Origin of the sequence: Sulfitobacter marinus (assembly GCF_900116285.1) — a bacterium.
Taxonomy (GTDB): Bacteria; Pseudomonadota; Alphaproteobacteria; order Rhodobacterales; family Rhodobacteraceae; genus Sulfitobacter; species Sulfitobacter marinus.
Map to the genome: position 1 here is coordinate 178,376 of NZ_FPAJ01000003.1, position 24,964 is coordinate 203,339.

The window sequence follows — 24,964 nt, forward strand, 5'->3', positions numbered from 1 at the left end:
TTTTACCCTCAAGGAGCCCGCAATATGGCTGAAGAAGCAGCAGCACAACCAACACAAGCAGCCCAGCCGCAGATGCGCATTCTGGGCCAGTTTATTCGCGACATGTCGTTCGAGAATATTATGGCACAAAAAGGCGCGCCAAGTGATGTGCAGCCCGACGTTCAGGTTCAGGTAAACCTGGATGCGAAAAAGCGGTCCGCCGAAAACCAATACGAAACCGCGATCAAGCTGAAAGTGACATCAAAGGCCAAAGACGGCGACGCGATGCTGTTCTTGCTCGAGATCGACTATGTCGGCATTTTCCACATTGAAAACGTGCCAGAAGATCAGATGCACCCGTATTTGTTGATCGAATGCCCTCGGATGATTTTCCCGTTCCTGCGCCGCGTTGTCAGTGACATCACGCGCGATGGTGGCTTCCCGCCGTTGAACTTGGAAAACATTGATTTTGTTGCGCTTTACCGCAATGAAATTGCACGGCGTCAGGCCGAGAACCCACCAAAAGCAGACGCCTAAAGCGTCTTCCAAAGTGCGCTGTCGCCCAGTTTGCTGACAAATTCGGCATGGGCGGCGGCTTCGTCCTGCGATATCCGCGAGGACAGGGGATTGGGCCGCGGTTTTGGCATCCAATCTTGGGACACATCGCCCGCCTTACGCTCGGGCTTGGCAGACAGTCCAAAGTCTGGCTGGCGTCCGCCGATCAGCTCCAGATACACTTCGGCCAGAATTTCACTATCTAGCAAAGCGCCGTGCAGCGTGCGCGAGGTGTTATCGATCCCAAAGCGGCGGCACAATGCGTCCAGCGACGCGGGCGACCCGGGGAACCGTTTGCGGGCAATGGCCAACGTATCAAGCGCCCGTTCCCACGGGATTTGCGGCAGGTTCATCCATCTTAGTTCAGCGTTCAAAAACTTGATGTCGAATGCCGCGTTGTGGATGATCAGCTTGGAATCACCGATGAAATCAAGGAATTGCTGCCCAATATGCGCAAACTTGGGCTTATCGCGCAAAAATTCATCACCAAGCCCGTGCACCTGAAACGCCTCGTCCGGCATACTGCGTTCGGGATTAATATATTGGTGATAGGTTTCGCCAGTCGCCACGTGACCCACCAGTTCAACGGCACCGATTTCGACAATGCGGTCGCCGCTTTCAGGATCAAAGCCGGTGGTTTCCGTATCCAGTACGATCTCACGCATGGGTTAGCTTTCCTTTGATATCCTCGATGATAGCCAATACTTGGGCGCGGGCGTGTTCAAGCGTGTCTGTCTCGATCACATAATCTGACAGTGCACATTTTTCATCATTTGGCATCTGCTTGGACCGTATATTTTCGAACTGTTCCAGCGTCATCGTGCCCCGTGCCATAACCCGTTCCTGCTGTGTTTCCGCTGAAACCGTTACACATGCAACCGCGTCCATGCGTTTATTACCGCCCGTTTCAAAGATCAGCGGAATATCGAGGACCACGATATCAGAGGTCGTGTTTTCGAGAAAGGCGGCACGGTCCTGACCGACCAGCGGATGCACGATTTCTTCGATCTTTTTCAACGCATTCGGATCATTGGCAATAATCGTCTTGAGCGCCGGACGCGATACTTCGTCATTAATCACGGCCTCTGGAAAGGCATCTGCAAACGCGGGAACGGCGGCACCGCCTTTGGCATAAAGACGGTGAACGGCGGCATCAGCATCCCACACCACACATCCGGCATCGGCGAACATGGCAGCGGTTGTCGATTTGCCCATGCCAATTGACCCTGTCAGCCCCAGCAAAAACATCAGCGCAGGGCCGCCGCGCGCGTTTCATCGTCAACAACGGGACGGGTGCCGAACCAGCGTTCAAACGCGGGAACCGCCTGATGTAAAAGCATGCCAAGCCCGTCGACCGTAACACAGCCGACCCCTTCGGCGGTTTCCAGTAGTTTGGTTTTGAGAGGGTTATAAACCAGATCGGTCACAACCGTCTGAGCACGTAACGCGTCCAATGGCACGCGCAGCTCGGATTTGCCTGACATGCCAAGAGAGGTCGTATTCACCAACAGCGCAGCATCCTCAAGCATATTGCCCGCTTGGGTCCAGTCATAAACTGTCACCCGGGCGCCAAAAACAGAGCGCAGGTTCTCGGCCCGCACGCGTGTCCGATTGGACAGCATAATTTCCGGCACACCCGCATCCAGCAGTGACGAAATAACCGCACGCGCAGCACCGCCTGCCCCAAAGATCGCCGCAGGGCCATCGCTGGGCACCCAATTCGGGGCACCGGATTTCAGGTTTTCCAGAAACCCGTAACCGTCTGTATTATCGCCGAAAATTTTGCCATCATCGCAAAAGACAAGCATATTAACCGCGCCGATCAACGCTGCGCGATCCGTTACAGTATCGACGATGTTCATCACCGCTTCTTTATGTGGGACCGTAATATTTGCGCCGACAAAGCCCATCTTGGGCATGGTACGCAGCACCTGTTCCAGATCCTTTGGCAAAACATCCATCGGGATATAGGCCCCCTGAAGGCTCATCGTTTTCAGCCAATGCCCGTGAATTTGCGGTGATCTGGAATGCGCGATCGGCGATCCTATCACAGCCGCAAGCGGTATTTTCGGCAAACTCATACAGGTAGGTCCCCTCGGATCGTTAAATAGTTAATAAGCTCAATCAGGGGCAATCCTAGGACATTAAAGTAATCTCCTTCAATCCCGCTGAACAGGCGAACACCTTCTTCTTCCAGCTTGTACGATCCAACAGCATGCTGGATGCTATGCCAGTTCCGGTCCACATAATCGGCAAGATAGCTGTCTGACACATCGCGCATGCGCAACCGCACCTGACCGACATGGCGCCAAATCGGTTTGCCATCCTCAACGATCACGGCGGCAGACAACAAGCTATGACGATCCCCACGCAAACTGGTTAGCTGGTCGATGGCATCCTGCGGCGTTTCGGGTTTCGACAGCAACGTCCCCCGGTGATCAAGAACCTGATCGCAGCCCAAAACCAAGGCTCCGGGGATTTTGTCACTGACCCTGCGCGCCTTCATCTCGGCCAGTGAATCCGCAATGTCGCGAGGCGGAGCCCCCTCGGCGAGCATTGCCGCCTTGATCATTTGTTCATCTATGCGTGCAACATTCACCTGATGCGGAATATTTGCCTGCGACAGCAACTGCGCCCGGATCGACGACCCTGAGGCAAGGGTGAGCGTTTGAACCATGTGGATAACCTGTGTGCGATGTGTAGGAGTTTTTAAGGACTTATCCTTGAGAATGCGAGAGCGGCTTCAGCGCTGCCGGATATCTTAGATTTCCAACCCGACTATTCAATTTTATGCGGGGTAGGATAAGGATAACTTGGCGCGCATGTGATCTGGCTTTATTGTTAGATTATCCACAGTTTTGTACAAGCTGGTTAACGAGAGTCTTATCGGTAAGATATTGTATTAATTTAATTTTCATAATCTCAAATTTTTTGTTAGCCCTAAGCGGTTTGTATAATTAACAAGTGGATAACTGCTAGTATATCTCGATAATCCACAGAAATCACGCTCCCTACTTACATCATCATCTTTCTTCTTTTCTTATTTATATTAGTAAGAGAGCAGTGAACGGAGAATGATATGTCAGACCTTCTAGCCATCGCTTACCCTTGGACCAAAGCAATCCATATCATGGCTGTGATCTCGTGGATGGCCGCCCTGTTCTATCTTCCGCGCTTGCTGGTGCATCACACTGAACGCGTTGGTTTGACGGGTGAGACGCATGATCTCTTTACCATGATGGAGTTTAAGCTGGCGAATGTGATCATGCGCCCGGCCATGATCGCCACGTGGATCTTTGGCCTATCTTTGGTTTTTACGCCCGGTATCGTCGATTGGTCGATGATATGGCCCTGGACCAAGGCAGGTGCCGTGATCGCAATGACAGGCTTCCATGAATGGCTGTACGCACGGGTCAAAGGGTTCGCCGACGGTCAGAACACCCTAACCGGCAAACAATACCGGATGATGAACGAAGTCCCGACAGTTTTAATGATCATCATCGTCCTGTCAGTCGTCGTGAAATTCTAAGTGGATTGACGAAAGCCGCGTATCTGACTATGTATCCCCTCGCACCCAGTTCTGGGATCGCATCCGTCTGCCAAATTTAACGATACGACCCGCCTGATCTGATTGGGCCGGTACAGGATATTTCCATGACAACCGAAACGCTGAACCTCGCTGATCTTAAGGCGCAGACCCCCAAGAATCTCTTGGCGATGGCCGAAGAGCTTGAGATCGAAAACGCATCGACCATGCGTAAAGGCGAGATGATGTTCCAGATCCTGCGCGAACGCGCCGATGAGGGCTGGGAAATCTCGGGCGACGGGGTGTTGGAAGTGCTGCAAGACGGGTTTGGATTTCTACGCTCGCCCGAGGCAAACTATCTGCCGGGCCCCGACGATATTTACGTTTCACCTGAAATGATCCGTCAGCACTCGCTGCGCACCGGTGACACAATCGAAGGTTTGATCAAAGCACCCGACGATACAGAGCGTTATTTCGCCCTGACCGAGGTCACCAAGATCAACTTTGAAGAGCCTGAGAAAGCCCGCCACAAAGTCGCATTTGAAAACCTGACGCCGCTGTATCCGGATGAACGCCTGACGATGGAGGTTAACGACCCCACCGTCAAAGATCGGTCTTCGCGGATTATCGATCTGGTGTCGCCGATTGGTAAAGGCCAGCGTTGCTTGATCGTTGCCCCGCCGCGGACCGGTAAAACCGTTCTGCTTCAGAATATTGCCAACTCGATCGAACAGAACCACCCGGAATGTTACCTGATTGTTTTGCTGATCGATGAACGCCCCGAAGAAGTTACCGACATGCAGCGGTCAGTTAAGGGCGAGGTTGTTTCCTCGACCTTTGATGAACCTGCTACCCGTCACGTTGCGGTGTCCGAAATGGTTATCGAAAAGGCCAAGCGTCTGGTCGAACACAAGCGTGATGTTGTTATCCTGCTCGATTCGATTACCCGTCTGGGCCGTGCGTTTAACACCGTTGTACCATCGTCGGGCAAGGTTCTGACCGGTGGTGTTGATGCCAACGCCCTGCAACGCCCCAAACGTTTCTTTGGTGCCGCGCGTAATATCGAAGAGGGCGGGTCACTGACCATCATCGCGACCGCGCTGATCGATACAGGCAGCCGCATGGACGAGGTTATCTTTGAGGAATTCAAAGGGACCGGTAACTCTGAAATCGTTCTGGATCGCAAGATTGCAGATAAACGTGTATTCCCAGCGATTGATATTCTCAAATCTGGTACCCGCAAAGAAGATCTGCTGGTTGATAAGGTCGATCTGCAGAAAACCTTTGTTCTGCGTCGCATTCTGAACCCCATGGGCACAACAGATGCGATTGAATTCCTGATTGGCAAGCTCAAGCAGACCAAGACGAATTCGGATTTCTTCGACTCAATGAACACCTAAGTTATTAAATTATAACAGTGGGTTAGACCAATGGATACGATTTTTGCTCAGGCTACAGCGCAAGGGCGTGCTGGGGTTTGCGTTATTCGTATCTCTGGTGCTCAAGCGTTTGATATTGCACATAAAATATCGGCTCCGCTGCCAGCTATTCGTCAAGCGGCGGTTCGGCCTATCGTTGATCTGAACGGTGACACAATCGACAGCGCGTTGGTCTTGGCATTTAAGGAGCCAAGCAGCTTTACCGGTGAAGACGTTGTTGAACTGCATCTGCATGGCAGCATCGCCGTCGTCAAAGCGGTTTTGGAACTGCTCTCAACTTTCCCGGATACGCGTCTGGCCGAACCAGGCGAATTTACCCGCCGGGCGATGGAAAATGGCAAGCTAGATCTGACCCAAGTCGAAGGTCTTGGCGATCTGATCGAGGCTGAAACCGAAGCACAGCGTAAACAAGCGCTGCGCGTATTGTCAGGCCATCTGGGTCAACGCGTCGACGAATGGCGCGAAAAGCTGATCCGCGCCGCAGCTTTGTTGGAAGTGACGATTGATTTTGCCGATGAAGATGTTCCGGTTGATGTTTCCGGCGAAGTCCGTGAGCTCTTAACCTCGGTCAACGACGAGCTGTTGCGGGAGGTTCAGGGCACACATACGGCAGAACGCATTCGCACCGGGTTCGAAGTCGCGATTATTGGCAAGCCGAACGCTGGCAAATCTACGCTTTTGAACGCCTTGGCAGGGCGGGACGCAGCAATTACATCTTCAATCGCCGGTACAACCCGTGACGTTATCGAAGTTCGTATGGATATCGGCGGTCTTCCGGTCACATTGTTGGATACCGCTGGTCTGAGGGACGGCGCTGACGAGGTCGAGGCGATGGGGATCGACCGAGCCATGTCTCGTGCGGATGCCGCAGATTTACGGGTATTTTTGGTTGAAAAGGGCGAAGACCTTCCTATCAAGGCAAGGTCAGAAGATATTCGCCTTTTACCCAAGGCCGACTTGCGAGACGACCCATCGGGCTCTATTTCAGGGACGACGGGGCAGGGCGTTTCTGAGTTGATCGCTAGGGTTCAATCCGTTTTGAAAACACGTAGCTTGACGGCGGGCCTTGCCACGCATGAACGTCATCGGGTGGCCTTGCAGAAAGCCGCTGATGGGTTAGCATTTGCGATGTCGGTTCTGGATCATGGGCCCGACCAATATGATATAGCTGCAGAAGAGTTGCGGCATTCGATTCGCGCGCTAGAAGCGCTGGTTGGTCGTATAGACGTGGAAAACCTGCTGGATGTGATTTTTTCCAGCTTTTGCTTGGGTAAATAGATGGAGTGTTTCACGTGAAACATTTTGAAGTCATCGTTATCGGAGGCGGGCACGCTGGTGCCGAAGCAGCACATGCTTCGGCCAGAATGGGTGCGTCCACCGCATTGATTACGATGTCACGGGATGGCATCGGCGTAATGTCCTGCAACCCGGCCATTGGTGGCTTGGGCAAAGGGCATTTGGTTCGTGAAATAGATGCGATGGACGGGGTTATGGCGCGCGTCGCTGATAAGGCCGGTATCCAATTTCGGCTTCTTAACCGTCGTAAGGGGCCCGCAGTCCAGGGTCCGCGCGCCCAAGCGGATCGCGGTATTTACCGCGCAGAAATGCTGGCCGAGACTGAAAAGCGCGAGAACCTTGAGATCGTCGAGGGGGAGGTCGTCGATTTTATCGTTGAAGAGGGCAGCGTGTGTGGTGCCATTCTTGGGGACGGTACATCGATCCGTGCTAAATCCGTCATTTTAACGACAGGTACGTTCCTGCGCGGCGTGATCCATATCGGTGATGTATCCCGCTCCGGCGGACGAATGGGCGATAAGGCCTCGGTTGATTTGGCCAACCGTATTGATTCATTCAATCTGCCTCTGGGTCGTCTAAAGACGGGAACACCGCCGCGTTTGGATGGCCGAACCATCGACTGGACCAACCTTGAAATGCAGCCAGGTGATGAAGAACCTGTTGTTTTCTCGTTTCTATCTAAAGGCATATCGGCCAAGCAGATTTCTTGTGGCATCACCCATACAAACGAAAAGACGCACGAGATTATCAAGAGAAACCTTGAACGATCCGCCATGTATGGTGGTCATATAGAAGGGGTTGGACCGCGATATTGCCCCTCGATTGAGGATAAAGTCGTGCGGTTCGCCGATAAAACCTCTCATCAGGTTTTCCTTGAACCTGAAGGTGCTGACGATCATACGATCTATCCCAACGGCATTTCGACATCTCTGCCAGAGGACGTGCAGCTGGAGTATGTACGGTCAATGGCCGGGTTGGAGAATGTTGAAATCCTGCAGCCGGGGTATGCAATCGAGTATGATTATGTCGATCCCCGCGCATTAGATCTGACGTTAAAGGTGCGTAGCGTGCCCGGATTATATCTTGCCGGCCAAATAAACGGCACGACAGGATACGAGGAAGCGGCGGCGCAGGGTCTTGTTGCTGGGCTGAACGCTGCGTTGCAGGCGCAAGGTAAAGAGCCGGTAATTTTCAGCCGTGCGCAAAGCTATATCGGCGTAATGATTGACGATCTGACGACCCGAGGCGTTACAGAACCTTATCGCATGTTCACATCGCGGGCCGAGTTTCGTCTTTCCCTGCGCGCGGACAACGCAGATCAACGCCTCACCCCGATTGCGATACAGCTTGGTTGTGTATCGAAAGAAAGATTAGCGGTTTTTTCGGATAAGATGAGCCGGATGAATGAAGCTATGGATCTTCTTTCAGGCACGGAATGGTCGCCAAAAGAAATTGCAGAGGCGGGTATCAAGATCAATCAGGACGGAACCAAGAGAACCGGGTTCCAGCTGTTGGCCTTTCCTGATGTCGTATTTGAAGATTTGATCGCGTTGAAACCGGCGCTTGCAGATATTGCGGATGATGTCCGGCGGCAGGTTGAGCGGGATGCATTATATGCAAACTATATCGCGCGTCAGCAACGGGATATCGATATGCTTCAAAAGGACGAAGCTCATGTTATTCCTGCAGATTTTGATTACCGCATCATTGATGGGCTTTCCAATGAGCTGACCTCCAAGCTCGAGAAAGCTGCCCCTGTGAACCTAGCTCAGGCGGCGCGGATCGATGGTATGACACCGGCGGCGTTGACACTTGTCCTCTCTCACTTGAAGCGCGGCAGCAGAAAGAAATCAGCGTGAGCGCTTTTGAGGGCGACGATGTTTCACGTGAAACATTTGATCAGCTGACACTGTTCGCGCAGCTTGTTGAGCGGTGGACCGCAAAGATCAATCTGATTTCGAAGCCAAGCGTGCCCCATATCTGGGAGCGCCATATTAACGATTCCGTTCAACTGTACCGGCATGCGCCAGAGGCAGATAGTTGGGTGGACCTGGGTAGTGGCGGGGGCTTCCCGGCTATTGTTCTGGCAATATTAGCCAAGCAAGATCGGCGTGATACCAAGTTTACGATGGTTGAAAGCGACCAGCGCAAATGTGTCTTTCTACGTACCGCCGTCCGTGAATTGGGGTTAAACGCCGAGGTTATCAATAAACGCATTGAAAGCATACCGGGACTGGAAGCGGATATTTTGTCCGCTCGGGCGCTTTCTGACTTGTCTAAACTGCTTGAATACGCTGATCTACACCTAAGCAAAAATGGTGTGGCGCTGTTCCCGAAAGGCGAAAATTGGAAGGTCGAAGATATCGACGCACAAAACCTATGGCGCTATTCCTGTGAGGTAATTCAAAGCCTAACAAACCCCGACGCGGCAATACTTAGAATCAAGGATATATCGCATGTCTGATCTCTCGCGCCCTGTGGGCCCCAAGATTATTGCCGTGGCAAATCAAAAGGGTGGCGTCGGCAAAACGACGACGACAATTAACCTTGCCGCAGCGCTGGCAGAGAGCGGTAAGCGCGTTTTGGTGGTGGATCTTGATCCGCAGGGGAATGCCTCAACTGGGCTAGGTATTGATGTTGAGGATCGGGAATACACAACATATGAGCTTCTTCTCGAAGATATCACCCTGGATAAGGTGGTTCTAAAGACCGAGACGCCCGGCCTGCACATCGTGCCAGCGACGGTTGACCTAAGCTCTGCCGACTTGGAATTGATATCCAATGAAAAGCGCAGTTTCCTTTTGCATGATGCGTTGCGCCAAACCCAAATGGATAGCTATGCGTTCGACTATATTCTGATCGACTGCCCGCCCTCGCTGAACCTCTTGACGGTGAATGCCATGATCGCCGCGCACTCGGTTCTGGTGCCGCTGCAAAGCGAGTTTTTCGCCTTAGAAGGGCTTTCTCAGTTGATGCTGACGATCCGGGAAGTCCGGCAAAGCGGCAATAAGGACCTCCGAATTGAGGGGGTCGTTCTGACAATGTACGACCAGCGCAACAATTTGTCACAGCAGGTTGAACAGGATGCGCGTGCGAATTTGGGAGAGCTGGTTTACCAAACAGTAATCCCTAGAAACGTCCGCGTAAGCGAAGCGCCCAGTTTTTCGATGCCGGTGCTAAGCTATGACAGCGGGTCCAAAGGTGCCAAAGCGTATCGCGATTTGGCTCAGGAAATTTTGGTTAATGGCGTGATATAGGGGCATAACAATGGCAGATAAAGAAAAACGGCGCGGGCTTGGGCGTGGCCTGTCGGCTTTGATGGCGGATGTGGCCGAAACCCAAACGGTCGTATCCGAAGGGGCGGCCGAACGCTATGTTCCGATTGAGCAGATTTCCCCCAATCCGGAGCAGCCGCGGAAGCGATTCGATCCCCAAGATTTGGATGATCTGGCAAATTCGATTAAGGAAAAGGGTGTTATCCAGCCCCTGATCGTACGCCAACGCGCCGATGGTACGTTTGAGATCGTCGCGGGTGAACGTCGCTGGCGCGCGTCTCAGATGGCCAAGCTGCATGAATTGCCTGTAATTGTTCGTGAATTTACCGATGTTGAGGTCCTCGAGGTCGCGATCATCGAAAACATTCAGCGCGCTGATCTGAACTCGATCGAGGAAGCCGCAGGCTATCGTCAATTGATGGATAAGTTCGGCCATACCCAAGAGAAAATGGCCGAAGCGCTTGGTAAAAGCCGGAGTCATATCGCTAACTTGCTGCGCCTTTTGAACCTACCCGAAAGCGTGTTGGAGATGGTGCGCGTTGGTGATCTGACGGCGGGCCACGCCAGAACGCTGGTGCCTGCGGATGACCCCGTAAAGCTGGCAAAGCAAATCATCGCCGGCGGTCTATCCGTTCGCGCGGCGGAGGCCTTGGTTAAAAAGGATCAGGCTGGCGGCGGCGATGCGGTCGAGAAGAAAGCCCCTAAATCGATTGCCGAGAAAGACGCCGATACGCGCGCTCTTGAGGGTGATCTATCGGCCAGTTTGGGCAAAAAAGTGACGTTGAATCACAAGCCGGGCCAGGAATCCGGGCAAATGGTGCTGCATTACAAAACCATGGATGAGTTGGACGAGCTTTGCCGGCTGGTTTCTGGCGGTTAGTCCGAAAGCAGCTCTGCCAGGATCGCGTTAAGTACCATAAACCCTTGATCTGTCACGTTTAATTGGTCCCCGACCAAATTGATCATACCGATGTCTTGCATCCGTATGATCTTTTTCTGTGAAAGGGCAGTGCCAGCCAACGCAGTGTAGCGTTTCAGGTCAACGCCTTCTTTCAAGCGCAAGCCCATCATCAGAAATTCACTGGCCTGATCAGTGGGGCTGAGGGCTTCGCGAGGTTTCTCTGTTTTGCCTATAGTGGATGCATCCAGCCAGCGCTGTGGGTTGCTAAAGCATTCGGTGGCCAATCGCGTGCCGTTCTGCGTTAACCGACCGTGGGCGCCGGGGCCAATGCCGAGGTAATCACCGTAGCGCCAATAAATCAGGTTGTGCCGTGACTGCGCACCATCGCGGGCATGATTTGACACCTCGTAAGAGGGCATTCCCATGTCATTACAAATTTCTTGCGTGAGGCTGTACATATCCGCGCCCAGATCATCATCTGGCAGTCCCCGTAGCTTTCCGATGGCGTAACGATCGCCAAAAGCGGTGCCTTGTTCGATCGTCAGCTGATAGAGAGAAATATGGTCTATCGCAAGAGATAGAGCCTGTTTTAATTCGGATTCCCAATCGTGCAGTGTTTGGTTCTGCCGGCCATAAATCAGATCAAAACTGACGCGCTCAAAGGTCGAGCGGGCGATGTCGAACGCCGTCATCGCCTCGGTTGCGGTATGAATGCGGCCAAGGCGTTTTAGATCTGTGTCGTTCAATGCTTGAATGCCCATCGATACGCGGTTCACGCCTGCGTCACGAAATCCCTTGAAACGTCCGGCTTCAACCGAGCCTGGGTTCGCCTCAAGTGTGATTTCCATGTCATTTGCGACGGGCCACAGCCGATAGATGGCAGCGATAACATCGGCGACGACCTCGGGGTCCATCAGGCTGGGGGTGCCGCCGCCAAAAAACACCGCATTCAGCACACGGCCCTTGGTTTCGGCAGCGCCGCGTTCAAGCTCGCGCAGATAGGCATCGCGCCAAGCGCGTTGGTCAATTGTGCGACTAACGTGGCTGTTAAAGTCACAATACGGGCATTTCGCCTCGCAAAAGGGCCAGTGGATGTAGAGGCCGAAACCGCCCTGACGCCAGTCTTCAGTCAAAACAGGCCGAGGTCAGCTTGGTGAACGCATCAGCGCGGTGGCTGATCTTGTTTTTCTCTTCGTGGGGCATTTCGCCAAAGGTTTGATCATAGCCGTCAGGCTGGAACATGGGGTCGTAGCCGTGGCCGATGTCGCCACGCATGGGCCAAACCAATGTCCCATTTACGCGCCCTTCGAAAATCTCTTCGTGACCGTCGGGCCATGCCAGCACCAAAGTGGCGCAAAAACGGGCGCGGCGGGGGTGCGGCGCGTTCTTTTCTTCCAGCAGGTTATGGGTTTTGGTCATCGCCATAACGAAATCGCGGCCATTGGGCGTTTCGGACCAATCAGCGGTATAAACGCCGGGGGCACCGTCCAATGCCTCGACCTCGATCCCTGAATCGTCAGCTAAGGCGGGCAGGCCGGTGGCTTTTACTGCGGCAACAGCCTTGATCCGGGCGTTACCGATAAAATTGTCTTCAGTTTCTTCCGGCTCGGCCAGGTTCATCTCGGCGGCACCCACGACGCGCACACCGAAAGGGGCGAAGAGTTCGGTCATTTCCTCAAGCTTGCCCGCGTTATGGGTGGCGATCAGGATTTGATCGCCGGTGAATTTGCGTGTCATGCGGTTGCTTCTTTTTGAATGTTAACCAGTTCCGTCACGCCTTTTTCAGCAAGGTCCATCAACTGGTTCATCTGCTCGCGGGAATATGTCGATCCCTCAGCGCTCATCTGGATTTCGATCAAACGACCGGTGCTGGTCATGATAAAGTTACCGTCAACGCCCGCCTCTGAATCCTCGGGGTAGTCGAGATCAAGAACGGGCTGACCGGCGTAAATGCCGCAGCTGATCGCGGCGACCGGATCAACCAAGGGGTCGCTGGTCACATCGCCTGCTTTCATGAGCTTGTTCACCGCCAGTTTCAACGCGATCCAGCCGCCAGTGATGGACGCACAGCGCGTGCCGCCATCGGCCTGCAATACATCGCAATCGATGGTGATTTGACGTTCGCCCAAGGCACTGCGATCAACACCAGCGCGCAGGGCGCGACCGATCAGGCGTTGAATTTCTACGGTACGCCCGCCTTGCTTGCCCATCGCAGATTCCCGACGCATCCGGGTGTTCGTGGCGCGGGGCAACATACCGTATTCGGCGGTGACCCAACCCAGACCGGACCCTTTGATAAAAGGTGGCACGCGATCTTCGATGGTGGCTGTACATAGCACATGCGTGTCACCCATCTTGATCATGGCAGAGCCTTCGGCGTGTTTGGTAAAGCCTGTTTCAACAGACACGGCACGCATTTCGTCAAGTTTCCGACCAGAGGGGCGCATAAGATTATCCTTTATGATTTACATCGGGGATAACGCCGCACGCCGTGTTGATGCAACCCCGATTGACGTTTCGGGCTGTAGCCCTTCTATTGAGGTACCATGGAAAAAACACCTACAGTTCTAGATGAAATGAATGACCGGTCGCGCGAGGTTTTTCGCCGCGTGGTCGAAGGATATCTTGCGAACGGTGATCCGGTGGGATCCCGGACGTTAACCCGGGATTTTAGCGAAAAGGTCAGCGCCGCGACGATCCGCAACGTGATGCAGGATCTTGAGTATATGGGGTTGCTCGGCAGCCCCCACGTCAGCGCGGGCCGGATTCCAACCCAAGTAGGTCTGCGGATGTTTGTGGACGGGATGATTGAAATTGGTGATCCCACGGATATCGACCGTGAGAAAATCGATGCGACCATGGGCGATAACGGTGCAGATGTCAGCGGTATTCTGGACCGTGTCGGTTCGGCGTTGTCGGGGGTAACCCAAGGCGCATCCCTGGTGCTAACCCCGAAACACGAGGCACCGATCAAACATATCGAATTCGTCTCTCTTTCGCAGGATAGAGCCTTGGTTGTGCTCGTATTCTCGGACGGCCATGTGGAAAACCGGCTGTTTACGCCGCCACCCGGACAAACGCCCAGCAGCATGCGCGAAGCGGCGAATTTCCTGAATGCCTTGGTCGAAGGCAAAACCATATCTGAACTTCAGCGGACCATTACGCTTGAGATCAACCAACGCCGACAAGAGATTGATACTTTGGCCAGGCAGCTGGTCGAAAGCGGGCTGGCGCTGTGGCAAGACGATGGAGAGCATCCCGAGCGGCTGATCGTGCGGGGCCGTTCGAATTTGATCAACACCGAGGGCGAGGCCGAGAACGTAGAGCTGATCCGCCAGCTGTTTGATGATCTGGAACGTAAGCGGGATATCGCTGAATTTCTGGAACTTGCCGATGGCGGGGACGGTGTGCGCATTTTTATTGGCTCTGAGAACAAACTTTTTTCACTTTCGGGTTCCTCTCTCGTCGTTTCCCCTTATATGAACGCTGATCGTAAGGTGATTGGTGCCGTCGGCGTGATTGGCCCCACCCGCCTTAATTATGGACGTATCGTGCCGATTGTGAATTACACGGCGCAGCTGGTTGGGAAACTTATCTCGAACCGCAGCTAGAGGTGGAATATGGCAGAGCCGAGAGACAACGAATTTTTGGACGACATTGATGATGCAGAGGCCGAGGCCTATGCTGAGGAAATGGAAGAGATTGACGATGAAGCGCTGGAGCTGGACCAGCTGCGCGCCGAACGTGACCTGTTGAAAGACCGCTTTATGCGTGCGTTGGCCGATGCCGAGAACGCGCGCAAGCGGTCGGATAAAGACCGTCGTGAAGCAGAAAATTATGGCGGGTCCAAACTGGCCCGCGATATGCTGCCCGTTTACGACAATATGAAGCGTGCATTGGAAGCAGTAACGGATGAGCAGCGCACTATTTCCGGGCCGCTGCTGGAAGGGATCGAACTGACAATGCGCGAGCTTTTGAACGTGTTCAAAAAGCACGGCATCGAAGTGATCGCCCCCGAGGTTGGTGACAAGTTTGACCCGCAGCAACATCAGGCGATGTTCGAAGCGCCGGTTCCTGGCACTGTCGCCGGAGAGATCATTCAGGTCGCGACGGAAGGGTTCATGTTGCACGATCGCCTGCTGCGCCCTGCGCAAGTTGGCGTTTCGTCAATGCCCGCGAGCTAAGGCGCTTTGATCTAGCTGCGGACCCTTCGGGGAGGATTTATTTCCATTTGGAATACGAGGGGGGCGGTCAGTTTTTGGCCGCCTCTTTCAGTTGATAGAGCAGATCAAGGGCTTCGCGCGGGGTGAGTTCATCGGGTAGGATGTCGGCGAGGGCCGTTTCAACCTTGGATGTTTTCGACGGTTGTGGTGGGGGCGTTGGTGCGGCCGCGAACAGCGGAAGGTCATCGATGAGTGTTTTCTGCGTGGCGCCGCCTTCGCGTTCGCCTTTTTCAAGCGCTTCGAGAACGACACGGGCGCGGGCGATAACCGATTGCGGCAGACCAGCAAGCTGCGCGACTTGCACGCCGTATGATCTGTCTGCAGCACCTTTCTTGACCTCGTGAAGAAAGATAACTTCGCCTTCCCATTCTTTCACGGTAACGGTGGCGTTTTCGACACCATCTAGTTTGTTCGAAAGCGCGGTCATTTCGTGATAATGCGTGGCGAACAGCGCGCGGGAGCGGTTCACATCGTGCAAATGTTCCAGCGTTGCCCATGCAATCGAAAGCCCATCATAGGTCGCTGTGCCACGTCCGATTTCATCTAAAATGACCAAAGCACGATCATCGGCTTGGTTCAGGATTGCTGCGGTTTCGACCATTTCGACCATAAAGGTTGACCGACCGCGGGCGAGATCGTCAGACGCGCCTACGCGGCTGAAGATCTGGCTGACCAATCCGATATGAGCGTCGATCGCTGGAACATAGCTTCCCATTTGCGCCATCAGGGCGATTAATGCGTTCTGACGGAGAAAGGTCGATTTACCGGCCATGTTCGGGCCTGTCAGCAACCAGATATGCGCGTGTTCGTCGGTCGCGGATAATGTGCAATCGTTGGCGATGAACGCGGCACCGGATTGCTGGGCCAGCGCACGTTCCACGACGGGGTGACGCCCGCCCGAAATATCAAAAGCACGGGAGTTATCGACGCGTGGTTTGGCCCAGTTTTCAGATTGGGCCAGTTCGGCCAGCGCGGTGGCCAAATCAATCTCGGCCAGACCAGCGGAGACAACGCCGATGGGGCCTGCCTCGGCCAGAATTGCGGTTTTTAGCGTTTCATAGAGCCGTTTTTCAATCTCAAGCGCTTGATTGCCGGCGTTGAGAATTTTGGTCTCCATCTCGGACAGTTCGACCGTGGTAAAGCGGACCTGGTTCGCCGTGGTTTGCCGGTGGATGAAGGTTTCGGACAGAGGCGCGGACAGCATTTTCTCGGCGTGGGTCGAGGTGACCTCGATGAAATAGCCCAAGACGTTGTTATGCTTGATCTTGAGGGCGGAAATTCCCGTGATAGACACGAATTCCTGCTGCATTTGCGCGATCACGCTGCGGCCCTCGTCACGCAGGGTGCGGACCTCGTCGAGCTCGCTGTCATAGCCGGGTGCGATAAATCCGCCGTCGCGCGCCAAAAGAGGTGGTTCGGCAATCAACGCTTGATCCAGCAAGTCAATGAGCGTGTCATGACCTCGTAAGCCTTTGATTGCTTGGGACAAAAGATCGGGCATGTCGCTACTGTCGGTTTTATCTGCAAGTTGGCTCGCTTCTGCGAGGCCGTTGCGAATTGCGGCCAGATCGCGTGGGCCCCCGCGATCCAGCGACAGACGGGACAATGCGCGTTCAAGATCGGGAACATTGCGCAGATGGGCGCGAAGATCATGCCGCAAGCGGCTGTTATCAAGGGCAAAGGTTATTGCGTCCAGCCGCGCATGAATCGTCTCTAACACGCGGGATGGGGACGAAATGCGCCGTTCCAACAGACGCCCGCCACCAGCGGTAACAGTCTTGTCCATGACAGATAGCAGCGTACCAGCGCGGCCACCAGATAGCGCGTGGGTCAGTTCAAGGTTGCGGCGCGTCGCGGTATCAATCTGAACGCTGCGGGCCTCGGATTCCTTTTGCGGGGGGCGGAGCAGGGGGAGTTTACCCTTTTGGGTGATCTCGAGGTATTCGATGACGGCACCCATGGCTGAAACATCAGCGCGCTCAAAACTGCCGAACGCATCAAGCGAGCTGACCCCGAACAGATCGCAAACGCTTTTCTCGGCGCTGGTGCTGTCAAAGGCGGAGCGGGCGAGGGGGGTCAGAGATAAATTAAAATCGGCGACCAATTCGCGCAGTTCGTCCTCCTTTGCCTCTGACACGATCAATTCAGAGGGGGATAAACGCGCCAGTTCCGGGCCGAGCCGCGCCAAAGTGATAGGCATCACGTGAAAAGCGCCGGTGGAAATATCCACCCAAGCCAAGGCATGTTGGCCGCGGACCTCGGCAAAGGCGGCAAGAAAATTATGACGCCGCGCATCAAGAAGGGATTCTTCGGTCAATGTGCCAGGGGTCACCAAACGCACCACATCACGTTTGACGATGGCCTTATATCCACGTTTTTTCGCTTCGGCCGGGCTTTCCATTTGTTCGCAAACGGCGACGCGAAACCCTTTGCGGATCAGGGTCAGCAGGTACCCTTCGGCGGCATGAACGGGAACGCCGCACATTGCGATGTCTTCGCCGCCATGTTTGCCGCGTTTGGTAAGCGCGATATCCAGCGCCTCGGCTGCGGCGACGGCATCATCAAAGAACATCTCGTAAAAATCGCCCATGCGGTAAAACAGCAAGGCGTCGGAATATTGCGCCTTCAACTCAAGATACTGCGCCATCATTGGCGTGATTTTTTCGTCGCTCACTACAAACCCCTGTTCGGCATATGACTGTCTACAAAAACACGGGCGGGCATGAAAGGGGCGATCCTGATTGGCAAGGCGCGCCTGCCGTCAGATTTCCCAAACCCGCATGGCATATTAACCGGTTAACAAGATCGGCTTCGTTACGTCGCAGGCCTGTGAGCGCCATCATGATTGTACGCAGGGCAGTTCGTCGATATTAAGCCCTGAAACAATAGGGAAGCTTTGCCAGTGTCCAAGAACCGCATCACATCCGAAGAGGCACTTGCCTTTCACCTAGAGCCAACACCCGGCAAGTTCGAGATTTCCGCGACTGTCCCCATGACAACGCAGCGCGATCTTAGTCTGGCCTATTCGCCTGGTGTTGCGGTGCCGTGTGAATCGATCGCTGAAAACCCTGAGCTGGCGTATGATTACACTAACAAGGGCAATCTGGTTGCGGTGATTTCAAATGGCACGGCAGTCTTGGGTCTGGGTAATCTGGGCGCGTTGGCGTCCAAGCCGGTGATGGAGGGCAAGGCGGTTCTGTTCAAACGCTTCGCGGATGTGAACTCCATCGATATTGAGCTGGATACTGAAGACCCGGAAGCGTTCATTAACGCGGTTAAATTGATGGGCCCGACCTTTGGCGGCATTAACCTTGAGGATATAAAGGCACCTGAATGTTTCATCATTGAGCAGCGCCTGAAAGAAGAGATGGATATTCCCGTCTTTCATGACGACCAACACGGGACAGCGGTGATTTGTGCGGCGGGCCTGCTGAACGCGCTGCATATTTCGGGCAAGAAAATCGAAGACGTGCGCATTGTGTTGAACGGTGCCGGGGCTGCCGGGATCGCCTGTCTTGAGCTGCTCAAAGCGATGGGCGCACAGCATAACAACTGCATCATGTGTGATACCAAAGGCGTTATTTATCAGGGCCGTACCGAGGGTATGAACCAGTGGAAATCAGCACACGCCGCCGCGACCGATTTGCGCAGCCTGGAAGAGGCGATGAAAGACGCCGATGTGTTTTTGGGCGTGTCGGTTAAGGGGGCCGTAACCCCTGCGATGGTTGCCAGTATGGCGGATAATCCGGTGATTTTTGCCATGGCGAATCCTGACCCTGAAATCACACCCGAAGAGGCACACGAAGTTCGCCCCGACGCCATCGTTGCCACGGGCCGCAGTGATTATCCGAACCAGGTGAACAACGTATTGGGCTTTCCCTATCTGTTCCGTGGTGCGCTGGATATTCATGCCCGTGCCATCAATGACGAGATGAAGATCGCTTGCGCCCATGCGTTGGCCAACCTTGCCCGCGAGGACGTGCCGGACGAGGTCGCGCTGGCCTATGGTAAAAATCTGAGCTTTGGCCGCGATTATATCATCCCCACGCCGTTTGACCCGCGTTTGATCCACCGCATTCCGCCAGCTGTTGCCAGCGCGGGTATGCACACTGGCGTGGCACGGCGCCCGATCATCGACATGGACGCGTATGAGCTCAGCCTGAAATCGCGCATGGATCCGACGGCGAACATTTTGCGCGGTATCAATGCGCGTGCACGTGCGAACCAAGCGCGTATGATTTTTGCAGAAGGCGATGACCCCAAGGTGCTGCGCGCTGCCGTGACCTATCAACGCTCCGGTCTGGGCAAAGCGTTGGTTGTTGGTCGGTCTGACGACGTAAAGGCCAAGCTGACCGCCGCCGGGATGGAAGACGCCTATCGCGAGCTTGAGATCGTGAATGCGGCTAATACGACCCACTTGGAGGCCTACAAGACCTTCCTATATGACCGCCTGAAACGCCGTGGCTTTGACAGCAAAGACATTCACCGTCTTGCCGCGCGTGACCGCCATGTTTTTGCGGCTTTGATGTTGGCGCATGGGCATGGGGACGGGCTGGTAACGGGTGCGACACGCAAATCCGCACATGTGCTTGAGCGGATTAACCACGTTTTCAATGCGGATGCGCAACATGGTGCGGTCGGCATTACCGCCGTGCTGCACAAAGGCCGGATTGTGTTTATCGGTGACACGCTTGTGCATGAATGGCCTGATGAGAATGATCTGGCGAACATCGCTGAAAGCGGTGCCAAAGTTGTGCGGCATCTGGGGCTAGAGCCGCGCGTGGCTTTCGTCAGCTTTTCGACATTTGGCTATCCGATTTCCGAACGCGCCGAGAAAATGCAGCGCGCGCCAAACGTTCTGGATACCCGCGGCGTTAACTTTGAATACGAAGGCGAGATGACCGTCGATGTCGCGCTGAATGCGGAAAGCCAAAAGAACTACCCGTTCTCGCGGTTGACCGGGCCTGCGAATATCTTGGTGGTTCCGGCGCGGCATTCGGCCAGCATTTCGGTTAAATTGATGCAGGAAATGGCCGGTGCGACGGTGATTGGCCCGATTTTGACCGGTTTGGACAAATCGATCCAGATCTGTTCAACCACATCAACGGCCAATGACATTCTGAACATGGCAATTCTGGCGGCGTGTAAGGTCGGCGAATGATCTGGAACCTCGGCTCGATCAACGCGGATAATTTCTATTACCTGCGCCATTTGCCGAAACCCGGCGAGACGATCGCGGCCGAGGATTTTAACCAAGGTTTGGGCGGCAAGGGTGCCAATATGTCTGTCGCCGCGGCCCGCGCGGGTACCCGTGTCATGCATATTGGTGCCGTCGGGCTTGACGGAAAGTGGGCGGTCGAACGTCTGTTGGAATACGGGGTTGAGACGCAGCATATCCACATGATCAACGTGCCAACGGGCCACGCGAATATCTGTGTGGCCGAAGATGGTGAGAATAATATCGTTCTATTTGGCGGGGCCAATCACGAGGTCGACGACAGGATCATTGGTGCTGCCCTGTCAGAGGCGTCGCCCGGTGATTTTCTGTTGATGCAGAACGAAACTATGGGTCAGGAATTTGCCGCCCGTACCGCGAAAACGTTGGGGCTTCGTGTGGCCTATGCCGCCGCCCCGTTTGAGGTAGACGTCGTGGCGGATGTGATGGGTGACGTCGATCTGCTGGTCTTGAACGAGGGCGAAGCGGCTGATCTGGTTCAGGCGCTGGGGCAACCGTTGGATCAGCTCCCTATCGACGATATCATTGTCACTCTGGGCGAGAATGGCTGTAAATGGGTCTCTAACAAAGGGAAAAGCGAACAATCTTTTGCGGCTTATCCCGTCAAGCCTGTCGATACGACGGGTGCCGGCGACACCTTTACCGGCTATTTTGTCGCTGCGCTTGACCGTAAGCTGGCGATGACAGATGCAATCACGCTGGCCATGCAAGCCGCCGCTTTGATGGTGACGCGGCAGGGAACGGCAGATGTGATCCCGGACCTAAAGGAAATTCAGGACCATGATTTCGACACCGGCCCTAATGCGTAAATGGTGCGGCATCGCCCCATAATTGTTTCACGCGCTGATCCCGACCGCATCTGTCGCGATAGCGTTTGTAGGCATCGGATTTCTTGACGCCCAGACCGACGCTGCTGAATGCCAGCCGGTCGCTGCTTTTATAGTAATTTTGGTGATAATCGTCGGCGGGGTAAAACGCCGCTTTGCCTAAAACCGGTGTAACCACTGCTTTTCCCAATGCGGCCTGTGCATCTGCTTTGGCTTTTTCGGCAGCTGCCTTTTGTGCGGGACCGTCGGTAAATATCGCTGTGCGATAGCTGTCGCCGCGATCACAAAACTGACCGCCCGCATCCGTCGGGTCGACCGACCGGAAAAACATCGCAAGCAGTTGATCGGTGCTGACTACAGCCGGATCATACTGGATTTGCGCCACTTCATAATGGCCTGTGCCGCCTGCGACGACTTGTTTGTAGGTCGGGTTTTTCACCGATCCGCCTGCAAAACCGGAGATGACCTCCTTCACGCCTTTGACGCCTTCGAAATCGGATTCGACGCACCAAAAGCACCCGCCAGCCACCAAAAGCGTCTCTGTCCCGGCAGCTTTGGCGCTGGTGCCCTGCGCGATGAGGCCTAAACCGATGGTGACAGACAGGACGATCAGTTTGATATTGGTTAAGATGCGCATAGGGGAACTCCTCTTTTACTAAACGGTGACGTGGTTCGCAGCATGGCGCAACACACAGCTTGGACATCTCACGCGCTGTTGAATTCAATTTCAGGCTTGGCGCGGGCTGGCGAAGTTCTTAGCGTCGCGGTGAAAAGGGGATTACCGATGCAAGATCACGTGACCACACATCAGGCCGAAGAAGACGCGCGCAACAATGAGATACTGATTTACCTGAACGGCCAGATTGTGCCCAAGGCGCAAGCGATGATCAGCGTTTATGACAGCGGGTTCATGTTGGGCGATGGCATCTGGGAAGGGCTGCGGCTGTATGATGGTTGCTGGGCTTTTATGGATGAGCATTTCGATCGTCTTTTCGAGGCTGCGAAGGCTATTGATATCGATATCGGAATGTCTCGTGAAACGTTGGTTTCCGCCTTGTTAGAGACACAAAAAGCCAACGCTATGACCACGGACGCCCATGCCCGCTTGATGATCACGCGCGGTGTGAAAACGCGCCCGTTTCAACATCCGTCATTGTCGCAATCGGGGCCGACGATCACAATAATTATGGAGCATTCACGCCCCAGTATTCCGCGTCCGATCCGTTTGGCCACGGTGCCACATCTGCGCGGTTTGCCGATGACCCAAGACCCGAAATTGAACAGCCATTCCAAGCTGAACTGCATTCTGGCCTGTATCGCCGCGGAAAAGGCCGGTGCAGATGAGGCGCTGATGCTGGATATCAATGGCTTTGTGAACACGACCAACGCCTGTAACTTTTTCATCGTGCGCAAGGGTGCGGTTTGGACCAGCACGGGTGATTATTGTATGAACGGGATCACGCGGCAAAAGGTGATCGATCTGTGCCGCGCCAATGATATTCCTGTTTTTGAGCGTAACTTCTCGCTTGTTGATACCTATGGCGCGGATGAGGCGTTTTTGACCGGCACATTTGGCGCGCAGACGCCCGTTGCATCCATTGATGGGCGTCAAATTGGCACCGGCCAAATGGGGCCGATGACGTTGCGGTTGCGCGATCTTTACAAGGATCTGATCAAGCAGGAATGCGCCTGATGCGGATCGCGATGTGGTCCGGCCCGCGCAATCTGAGCACGGCGATGATGTATAGTTTTGGCAACCGCGCTGATTTTGCGGTGATGGACGAGCCGTTTTATGCGGCCTATCTGGCGGCAACTGGCGTGGACCATCCGATGCGGGCCGAGATATTGGCCGCCCAAGACAATGACCCTGCAAAAGTCGCCGCCCTTTGTGCGCAGTCGGGCAGGCCGCATATCTACATGAAACATATGCCCCATCACATGCTGGACGGTTTTCCGATGAAATGGGCCGAGGATTGCGTGAACATTCATCTGATCCGGCACCCCGCCCGCGTGATTGCCAGCTATGGCGCGAAACGCGAGGCACCCAGCTTTGCCGATATCGGTTTTGGTCAGCAGACGGCACTTTATGATCAGATCGGCGGCTTGGTCATCGATTCCGCCGATATCCGCTCTGACCCAGAGGGGATGTTGCGCAAGCTATGTGATGCGATCGATCTGCCGTTCGATCCGGCGATGTTGTCGTGGCCAGCGGGTGCTAGGGCAGAGGATGGTATTTGGGCGTCGCATTGGTATGGGGCCGTGCATAAAAGCACGGGATTCGCCGGGGCCGAGGGGGCGTTGCCGATGCTGTCAGGGGATGAGGGACTGCTTCTGGAAGAGGCGCTTCCCCATTATGATAGGCTTTATAATCAACGTATTAGGTGATCGCTTCACCGTCAGACCTCTTGATGGCCAACAAAAAAGGCCCGGTCAGAGATTACTCCGTCCAGGCCTTTTCATTATCGTTGCCGCCTCAGTTATTTAAGGCGTTTGTCACGGGCTGCCAGTAGCTTCAGACGCAGGGCGTTCAACTGGATAAAGCCGGCCGCGTCTTTTTGGTCATAGGCGCCAGCGTCGTCTTCGAAGGTCACATGCGCCTCGGAATAGAGCGAATGATCAGACCAACGACCGACGGTGCGCACGTGGCCTTTGTAAAGTTTCAGGCGCACGGTGCCGGTGACGTGGGTTTGTGAGGCGTCGATTGCAGCCTGCAACATGGTGCGTTCGGGGCTGAACCAGAAACCGTTATAGATCAGTTCGGCATAGCGTGGCATCAGTTCGTCTTTCAGGTGCATCGCGCCACGGTCGAGGGTGATCGATTCGATCCCGCGGTGGGCCTCAAGCAGCAATGTACCGCCGGGGGTTTCGTAGATCCCGCGCGATTTCATCCCGACAAAGCGACCTTCGACCAGATCGAGACGGCCACAGCCGTGTTTGCCGCCCAATTCGTTCAGCTTGGTCAGGATCGTGGCGGGCGACATTGCTTCGCCATTGATGCTGACGGCATCGCCGGCCTCGAACCCAATCTCAACATATTCGGGCGTGTCTGGCGCGGCTTCAGGGGCGACGGTGCGCTGATAAACATATTCGGGCGCATCAACGGCGGGGTCTTCCAGCACTTTGCCTTCGGAGGATGTGTGCAGCAGGTTTGCATCTACGCTGAACGGTGCCTCGCCACGTTTGTCTTTGGCGACGGGGATTTGGTTTTTCTCAGCGAATTCAAGCAGTTTTGTGCGGCTGGACAGATCCCATTCGCGCCAAGGTGCGATCACTTTGATATCAGGGTTCAAGGCATAGGCGGCCAGTTCGAAACGCACCTGATCGTTGCCTTTGCCGGTCGCGCCGTGGGCCACAGCGTCGGCACCGGTTTCAGCAGCAATTTCAACGAGACGCTTGGAAATCAGCGGCCGCGCGATGGATGTGCCCAGCAGGTACAACCCTTCGTACAGGGCGTTGGCGCGGAACATCGGGAAAACGAAATCGCGCACGAATTCTTCGCGGACATCTTCGATATAAATCTCAGATGCACCCATCATTTCGGCTTTGGCGCGGGCGGGCTCCAGCTCTTCGCCTTGGCCAAGATCGGCGGTGAATGTCACCACCTCGCAACCGTATTCGGTTTGCAGCCATTTCAGGATGATCGACGTATCAAGCCCACCGGAATAGGCGAGCACAACTTTTTTGGGCGCGGACATGTTGTTTCCTTT

24 protein-coding genes are annotated in these 24,964 nt (G+C 54.6%); 14 read left to right on the forward strand and 10 right to left on the reverse strand.

Annotation, left to right across the window (positions count from 1 at the left end):
• The first annotated feature begins 24 nt into the window (after positions 1 to 24).
• Positions 25 to 516 carry a protein-export chaperone SecB gene (secB, locus tag BM347_RS09730; protein WP_093916278.1) on the forward strand — a complete coding sequence of 164 codons (492 nt, stop codon included), beginning with the start codon at positions 25 to 27 and terminating at the stop codon, positions 514 to 516.
• On the opposite strand, the gene dnaQ is transcribed toward secB, so the two are convergent.
• Genes dnaQ through BM347_RS09750 form a run of 4 tightly spaced genes read right to left on the reverse strand, consistent with a single transcriptional unit; the run spans position 513 to position 3,211 of the window.
• Positions 513 to 1,199 (reverse strand): DNA polymerase III subunit epsilon, encoded by a 687-nt coding sequence (gene dnaQ / locus BM347_RS09735; protein WP_093916279.1) that lies wholly within the window; start codon positions 1,197 to 1,199, stop codon positions 513 to 515. The two genes, secB and dnaQ, sit on opposite strands and share 4 nt — an antisense overlap.
• Positions 1,192 to 1,782 carry a dephospho-CoA kinase gene (coaE, locus tag BM347_RS09740; RefSeq protein ID WP_093916280.1) on the reverse strand — a complete coding sequence of 197 codons (591 nt, stop codon included), beginning with the start codon at positions 1,780 to 1,782 and terminating at the stop codon, positions 1,192 to 1,194. Before coaE ends, dnaQ begins: the two co-directional genes overlap by 8 nt.
• Positions 1,782 to 2,615, reverse strand: a complete 834-nt coding sequence (locus BM347_RS09745; protein WP_093916281.1) for a shikimate dehydrogenase — start codon at positions 2,613 to 2,615, stop codon at positions 1,782 to 1,784. Before BM347_RS09745 ends, coaE begins: the two co-directional genes overlap by 1 nt.
• The gene (locus BM347_RS09750; RefSeq protein ID WP_093916282.1) at positions 2,612 to 3,211 is read right to left on the reverse strand and encodes a Maf family protein; all 600 of its coding nucleotides are present in this window, start codon (positions 3,209 to 3,211) and stop codon (positions 2,612 to 2,614) included. Before BM347_RS09750 ends, BM347_RS09745 begins: the two co-directional genes overlap by 4 nt.
• A gap of 402 nt (positions 3,212 to 3,613) precedes the next feature.
• Here BM347_RS09750 and BM347_RS09755 point away from each other — a divergent pair, with 402 nt between their 5' ends.
• The 7 genes from BM347_RS09755 to BM347_RS09785 all read left to right on the forward strand — a co-directional run bounded on the left by BM347_RS09755 (position 3,614) and on the right by BM347_RS09785 (position 10,950).
• Positions 3,614 to 4,063, forward strand: coding sequence for a CopD family protein (locus BM347_RS09755; protein WP_093916283.1), 450 nt, complete (start codon positions 3,614 to 3,616; stop codon positions 4,061 to 4,063).
• 125 nt (positions 4,064 to 4,188) lie between these two features.
• Positions 4,189 to 5,460 (forward strand): transcription termination factor Rho, encoded by a 1,272-nt coding sequence (gene rho / locus BM347_RS09760; RefSeq protein ID WP_093916284.1) that lies wholly within the window; start codon positions 4,189 to 4,191, stop codon positions 5,458 to 5,460.
• Positions 5,461 to 5,490: 30 nt separating this feature from the next.
• The gene (mnmE, locus tag BM347_RS09765) at positions 5,491 to 6,777 is read left to right on the forward strand and encodes a tRNA uridine-5-carboxymethylaminomethyl(34) synthesis GTPase MnmE (RefSeq protein ID WP_093916285.1); all 1,287 of its coding nucleotides are present in this window, start codon (positions 5,491 to 5,493) and stop codon (positions 6,775 to 6,777) included.
• Between the two features lie 14 nt (positions 6,778 to 6,791).
• The gene (mnmG, locus tag BM347_RS09770) at positions 6,792 to 8,654 is read left to right on the forward strand and encodes a tRNA uridine-5-carboxymethylaminomethyl(34) synthesis enzyme MnmG (RefSeq protein ID WP_093916605.1); all 1,863 of its coding nucleotides are present in this window, start codon (positions 6,792 to 6,794) and stop codon (positions 8,652 to 8,654) included.
• On the forward strand, positions 8,651 to 9,259 hold the full coding sequence (gene rsmG / locus BM347_RS09775) for a 16S rRNA (guanine(527)-N(7))-methyltransferase RsmG (protein ID WP_093916286.1): 609 nt from the start codon (positions 8,651 to 8,653) through the stop codon (positions 9,257 to 9,259). Before mnmG ends, rsmG begins: the two co-directional genes overlap by 4 nt.
• On the forward strand, positions 9,252 to 10,052 hold the full coding sequence (locus BM347_RS09780; protein WP_093916287.1) for a ParA family protein: 801 nt from the start codon (positions 9,252 to 9,254) through the stop codon (positions 10,050 to 10,052). Before rsmG ends, BM347_RS09780 begins: the two co-directional genes overlap by 8 nt.
• Before the next feature lie 10 nt (positions 10,053 to 10,062).
• On the forward strand, positions 10,063 to 10,950 hold the full coding sequence (locus tag BM347_RS09785) for a ParB/RepB/Spo0J family partition protein (RefSeq protein ID WP_093916288.1): 888 nt from the start codon (positions 10,063 to 10,065) through the stop codon (positions 10,948 to 10,950).
• On the opposite strand, the gene hemW is transcribed toward BM347_RS09785, so the two are convergent.
• Genes hemW through rph form a run of 3 tightly spaced genes read right to left on the reverse strand, consistent with a single transcriptional unit; the run spans position 10,947 to position 13,418 of the window.
• Positions 10,947 to 12,104, reverse strand: a complete 1,158-nt coding sequence (hemW, locus tag BM347_RS09790; protein ID WP_093916289.1) for a radical SAM family heme chaperone HemW — start codon at positions 12,102 to 12,104, stop codon at positions 10,947 to 10,949. The genes BM347_RS09785 and hemW overlap by 4 nt on opposite strands.
• Positions 12,097 to 12,708, reverse strand: a complete 612-nt coding sequence (gene rdgB / locus BM347_RS09795; protein ID WP_093916290.1) for an RdgB/HAM1 family non-canonical purine NTP pyrophosphatase — start codon at positions 12,706 to 12,708, stop codon at positions 12,097 to 12,099. Before rdgB ends, hemW begins: the two co-directional genes overlap by 8 nt.
• Complete coding sequence (rph, locus tag BM347_RS09800; RefSeq protein WP_093916291.1) at positions 12,705 to 13,418, reverse strand: ribonuclease PH; 714 nt, start codon at positions 13,416 to 13,418, stop codon at positions 12,705 to 12,707. The genes rdgB and rph overlap by 4 nt, the downstream gene beginning before the upstream one ends.
• Positions 13,419 to 13,517: 99 nt before the next feature.
• Here rph and hrcA point away from each other — a divergent pair, with 99 nt between their 5' ends.
• Both hrcA and BM347_RS09810 read left to right on the forward strand, forming a co-directional pair.
• Positions 13,518 to 14,582, forward strand: a complete 1,065-nt coding sequence (hrcA, locus tag BM347_RS09805) for a heat-inducible transcriptional repressor HrcA (RefSeq protein WP_093916292.1) — start codon at positions 13,518 to 13,520, stop codon at positions 14,580 to 14,582.
• Positions 14,583 to 14,591: 9 nt separating this feature from the next.
• Positions 14,592 to 15,155: a nucleotide exchange factor GrpE gene (locus BM347_RS09810; protein WP_093916293.1), complete on the forward strand. Its 564-nt coding sequence runs from the start codon at positions 14,592 to 14,594 to the stop codon at positions 15,153 to 15,155.
• Positions 15,156 to 15,222: 67 nt separating this feature from the next.
• On the opposite strand, the gene mutS is transcribed toward BM347_RS09810, so the two are convergent.
• Positions 15,223 to 17,844 carry a DNA mismatch repair protein MutS gene (gene mutS / locus BM347_RS09815; protein ID WP_093916606.1) on the reverse strand — a complete coding sequence of 874 codons (2,622 nt, stop codon included), beginning with the start codon at positions 17,842 to 17,844 and terminating at the stop codon, positions 15,223 to 15,225.
• A gap of 252 nt (positions 17,845 to 18,096) precedes the next feature.
• On the opposite strand from mutS, the gene BM347_RS09820 reads away from it, so the two are divergent.
• A complete protein-coding gene (locus BM347_RS09820) occupies positions 18,097 to 20,355 on the forward strand; it encodes an NADP-dependent malic enzyme (RefSeq protein WP_093916294.1) in 2,259 nt (752 codons plus the stop codon).
• Positions 20,352 to 21,239, forward strand: a complete 888-nt coding sequence (locus BM347_RS09825; protein ID WP_093916295.1) for a ribokinase — start codon at positions 20,352 to 20,354, stop codon at positions 21,237 to 21,239. The genes BM347_RS09820 and BM347_RS09825 overlap by 4 nt, the downstream gene beginning before the upstream one ends.
• Here BM347_RS09825 and msrA read toward each other — a convergent pair.
• Positions 21,229 to 21,894, reverse strand: coding sequence for a peptide-methionine (S)-S-oxide reductase MsrA (gene msrA / locus BM347_RS09830; protein WP_093916296.1), 666 nt, complete (start codon positions 21,892 to 21,894; stop codon positions 21,229 to 21,231). The two genes, BM347_RS09825 and msrA, sit on opposite strands and share 11 nt — an antisense overlap.
• Before the next feature lie 147 nt (positions 21,895 to 22,041).
• On the opposite strand from msrA, the gene BM347_RS09835 reads away from it, so the two are divergent.
• Both BM347_RS09835 and BM347_RS09840 read left to right on the forward strand, forming a co-directional pair.
• Positions 22,042 to 22,950 carry a D-amino acid aminotransferase gene (locus tag BM347_RS09835; protein WP_093916607.1) on the forward strand — a complete coding sequence of 303 codons (909 nt, stop codon included), beginning with the start codon at positions 22,042 to 22,044 and terminating at the stop codon, positions 22,948 to 22,950.
• A complete protein-coding gene (locus BM347_RS09840) occupies positions 22,950 to 23,642 on the forward strand; it encodes a sulfotransferase-like domain-containing protein (RefSeq protein WP_093916608.1) in 693 nt (230 codons plus the stop codon). Before BM347_RS09835 ends, BM347_RS09840 begins: the two co-directional genes overlap by 1 nt.
• A 92-nt stretch (positions 23,643 to 23,734) precedes the next feature.
• Here BM347_RS09840 and BM347_RS09845 read toward each other — a convergent pair whose 3' ends face one another.
• Positions 23,735 to 24,952: an argininosuccinate synthase gene (locus BM347_RS09845; protein WP_093916297.1), complete on the reverse strand. Its 1,218-nt coding sequence runs from the start codon at positions 24,950 to 24,952 to the stop codon at positions 23,735 to 23,737.
• Between the last annotated feature and the right edge of the window lie 12 nt (positions 24,953 to 24,964).